The sequence below is a fragment of the Pectinatus cerevisiiphilus genome (assembly GCF_004341685.1).
Classification (GTDB): Bacteria; Bacillota; Negativicutes; order Selenomonadales; family Selenomonadaceae; genus Pectinatus; species Pectinatus cerevisiiphilus.
In genome coordinates this window covers 1-4,032 of record NZ_SMAA01000036.1, presented here as the reverse complement: position 1 = coordinate 4,032, position 4,032 = coordinate 1, and the positions used below count along the sequence as shown (strand labels likewise).

At 34.1% G+C, this 4,032-nt stretch carries 3 protein-coding genes; 1 reads left to right on the top strand and 2 read right to left on the bottom strand.

All coding sequences use genetic code 11. The annotated features are described in order from the left end of the window. Positions 1-288: 288 nt before the first annotated feature. A protein-coding gene (locus tag EDC37_RS12130; protein ID WP_132551720.1) for an IS3 family transposase occupies positions 289-1,463 on the bottom strand; the annotation gives its coding sequence in 2 pieces (ribosomal slippage) (positions 289-1,229 and positions 1,229-1,463; 1,176 coding nt in all). A gap of 1,114 nt (positions 1,464-2,577) precedes the next feature. Here EDC37_RS12130 and EDC37_RS12340 point away from each other — a divergent pair. Beyond that, the gene (locus tag EDC37_RS12340; protein WP_165874523.1) at positions 2,578-2,742 is read left to right on the top strand and encodes a hypothetical protein; all 165 of its coding nucleotides are present in this window, start codon (positions 2,578-2,580) and stop codon (positions 2,740-2,742) included. A 202-nt stretch (positions 2,743-2,944) separates the two neighbouring features. Here the strand turns inward: EDC37_RS12340 and EDC37_RS12110 are convergent, their stop codons facing one another. Next, on the bottom strand, positions 2,945-3,847 hold the full coding sequence (locus EDC37_RS12110) for an ISL3 family transposase (protein WP_132551718.1): 903 nt from the start codon (positions 3,845-3,847) through the stop codon (positions 2,945-2,947). Between the last annotated feature and the right edge of the window lie 185 nt (positions 3,848-4,032).

Sequence of the window (4,032 nt, the reverse complement as noted above, 5' to 3'; positions counted from 1 at the left end):
TTTTTTCGAGTTTTTCGACCTGCTCTGAAAACTCTAAAGGAATTATCTCATGTTTAGGGTATATTTTACAGCCACTGTTTTATTTTGCGCTTACGTTGTAGTCCATAGTGATTACCTCAGGTTATATTTTTGATTAGATACCTAAATCATAACACGAGGTCACTATGGATTTTTATCTGTTCAATTTCATTTTACAATTAACCAATTTAATAATTCTATAGTATAATTTTCTTTGAGCATAAAATATCAATCCTTTCTTTTTAGTGTAGAGACTTTAATTTGTAATGGTCAAGCATTTTTGTAACACTTTAGACTACTTTTTTCACTCTTAAATCTCGCTTCAAATGGAGTCATGTTATGGTTATAGGAATGGGGCCTCATGTGGTTATACCAAACATAAGCAAAATCATTAACGGCTTGATCCAATTCTTTCTCTGAATGATAATAGTGTAAATTAAATTTTTCATTTTTTAATGTATTATAATATCTTTCCATTGGGGCATTATCATAGGGATAACCAGCTTTACTCATACTTTGTGTAATCTTTATCGACTTGCAGAACTCAACAAATTCTTTCGAAGTAAATTGCGACCCTTGATCACTATGGAGTAGTAATTTATTTTTTATAGTCGGTTGGGAAGCAATTGCTTTTTTTACGGCACGAATGGCAAGGTCACTGGTTATTTCTTTCCCGTTAATACTTGCGACAACACTGCGATCATAAAGATCTATTATGGAGCAATTATAGTACTTGCTGCCATCTGTCAAAAACAGGTAGGTAAAATCAGTACACCATTTGGTATTCTTATTGTTAGCAGTAAAATCCTGGTTGAGTAGATTTGGAAAAATTTTATGGGCATGACCTCTTACATATCCCGGCCTTTTACGCCTTACGACCGATTTTAAACCTAATTCTTTATTCATATATTTATGGATTGTTGTTTTACTTAATTTTATAGCTTCGTGTTCTAAAAATACACGCATCATGCGGTGTCCGATTACACCCTCCGTATCATGGTATAGTTGGACAATTTTATCCTCAATAGCACTTTTTTTACGACGATATTTACTTTTTTTATCTTTCTTGAAATTGTAGTAGGCATTTGGACTTAGCTTAAATTTTCTCAGCAGCCATCTAAGCCCAAATTCAAAATGATAATGTTGAATAAATCGATAAACTCTTACTCGATTTCCTTCGCAAAGAATGCCGCGACTTTTTTTAAGAAGCGATTTTCCTTTTCTGTTTCTTCCAGCTGTTTTCTGAGTTTGAGGTTTTCTTTCATATAGTCGTATTCATTTTTACTGTTTGGGTTTATTTGGCATTCTTCGCGATAGGTTCTTATCCATTTAGAAATAGCTGCTTTTGATGCACCATACTCATCGGCTAAACTTTTTAACGTCCTTCCCTCTTCTAAATGCAGGCGAACGACTTTTTTCTTGAATTCTTCTTCGTAATGTGTCATTTTTCTCTCTCTTTCTTTTATAGATTTATTGTAATCTATTAGACAGAGATGTTACAACTTCACTATACCACGACAATTGTAACGGATTTTTTTGTTTTATGCTCTTTTTTTGTAAAAAAATAATGTCAGAGTAAGCTTGAATTTTTGCTTACCCCAACATTTAGTATAGAACTAGAGCAGGTGTTCATGGTAAGAGAATGACGTTGTTCTTGGAAACGGTGTCTACAAACGATTTAATGTCCTTTACTGTTCCCCACTGAATCGAATCATATTCTACATCTCTACGAAACTTTTTTGCTCTTTTTACCTTATACCAATACCACTAGCCGGGGCAAGACAACCACGGCAAAGTCAATGAACTAATCGGATGGCACAAAGTCCGGTGTAAAGGAAGTAAACGCCGAGCTTATGGTTTTTATCATGCCAACCAACTTATTTCCGAAGTCTGCACTTGCCGCAAGGTGTTAGGTAATGCCGAGCTTTAGAAAGAACCACAGCACGAACAGATAGGGAATGTTGGGAATCGTATATTTACGGATTTTATCGTTCATTCCTTTTGGCTCGGTTTGGTACGTTCCCTGTCAGCAAAGTTTTTAAGTCGTTTCAGAATAGAGGGGCGGTGGGCTTCTGCCCCTATTCAGCACCAGCTTTGTATATTTGCCAAAACAGGTGGAAATTGCGTCTACCTGTCCGGTTCTTTGGAAAATAATAAATATTTGTCCGGTCTGGTTTTATGAAAAGCATAATCTACATTGTATTTCCGGCCATACGGTCAAAAAGCTTCGTATCCACGGATAGGTCAATACTGTTTGTATAAACACCATGGTTCATCAGCTCTTTTACGCTCTGTCTGTCCTGCGTGATTTGTCCTTCTGATGATCCTTTTGTATCCGCCGGAATGCTGTCTCGCTAACGTCCGGTCCGTCAGCTTTGTGGCATTAACGGATAGGGCAACCGTCCGACGTTTAATATTTTTCTGCAACAAATGAACCTCCTTTCATTTGTGCATTTTGTACAAAACATTGGAAATTTAGTTGTTTTTTATGGAAAAAAATAGTAATATTATAGATAGGGTTTTCTTAAACTCAATAAACAAAAGAGGGAGGTGTTACATGTGTCTACTCCGAAGTCTCCGTATTATTACAAAAAGGATAGCGATACATATCATTGGGAAATCAGTTGCTCCAAGAATAACTATTCACCAAGTAATCCTGATTGGGTAAAAACTACTACACGACCATCAAGCAGAGAAGAATGTGATGAATGCAAAGCCAAATAACGTTTTATCGTCAATGGTTGGGGTTATGAAAAATTCAAGGTAGTACAAGAGCAGTAGGAAAATTATCCTGCTGCTTTTTTACAATTAGCAATAAACATCAATCTAGTACGGAATCTCTTAAAGTTCCTGACACCGAAACATATTCTTTTTAAAACCTTAATCCTATTATTATAGCCTTCAGTATAGTTATTTATATAGCCTATTAAAATAGCTCTTTTAATATATAAGCTTTTTTTAGTAAAGTAGATATGCTGAGCATTTGGGATAATTGTGTTTTTTTATTTTTCTTAAGCATATGCCTCCTTTTCAGTAAAATAAATCTGCTTTTTTTGAAGTATCGACGCCTTGTATCTGTAAAACGTTTTTGCTCTTGTTTACGAATATGTTCCATTGCCCAGTTTGCTAGTTTCAATACATGAAACTTATCTGCTATTACCTTAGCGTTAGGGAAACAATTAGTCATTATACTACGGAATTGGTTGCTCATATCCATTATTACGTAGTTTACCTTAAGTCTATCTTTTATGTCGTTATTAGCCAAATGTCCATATATATCTTCACTATTTTTATTAGGAAGCACCTCAATAATTTTTTTCTTTATTGGATCAGTAAGCACACATTGGAATTTATAACCACCCGTATTTCCCTTAAATTCATCTATGGAAATAACATCCGGGAAAACAGTTGATTTGGGAATAACTATGGAATCAATTATTCTCACCACGGTAGAATATGAGAGATTACAAATGTCTGCAATTTGCTTTGTATTAAATAATTTACTGGCATAATACAAAACACTTTTTCTCAAATCTGTGGATATAGACTTATATTTAGACAATAAGCTATTTTTCTCATAAAATCGCTTATTACAGTGAGGACACCTGTAACGACGTTTTTTTATTAAAATAGTGTAGCTTGTATGTGCTACAGGCAAATGTTTAACTTTTTGTAATCTATAATCATGTATCTTCTTTGTTTCATTCTTACACTGTGGGCATATATGCGGTTTCACCGGTAGACAGATAGTAATTACATTGCCAGCTGTCCTTATTACGTTAAATCCTTTTAAATTTAATAATTCTATAGTATAATTTTCTTTGAGCATAAAACATCAATCCTTTCTTTTTAGTTGTGGGAACTTTAATTGTAACGGATTTTTTTGTTTTATGCTCTTTTTTTGTAAAAAAATAATGTCGGTTAATTGTAAAATGAAATTGAACAGATAAAAATCCATAGTGACCTCGTGTTATGATTTAGGTGTCTAATCAAAAATATAACCTGAGGTAATCA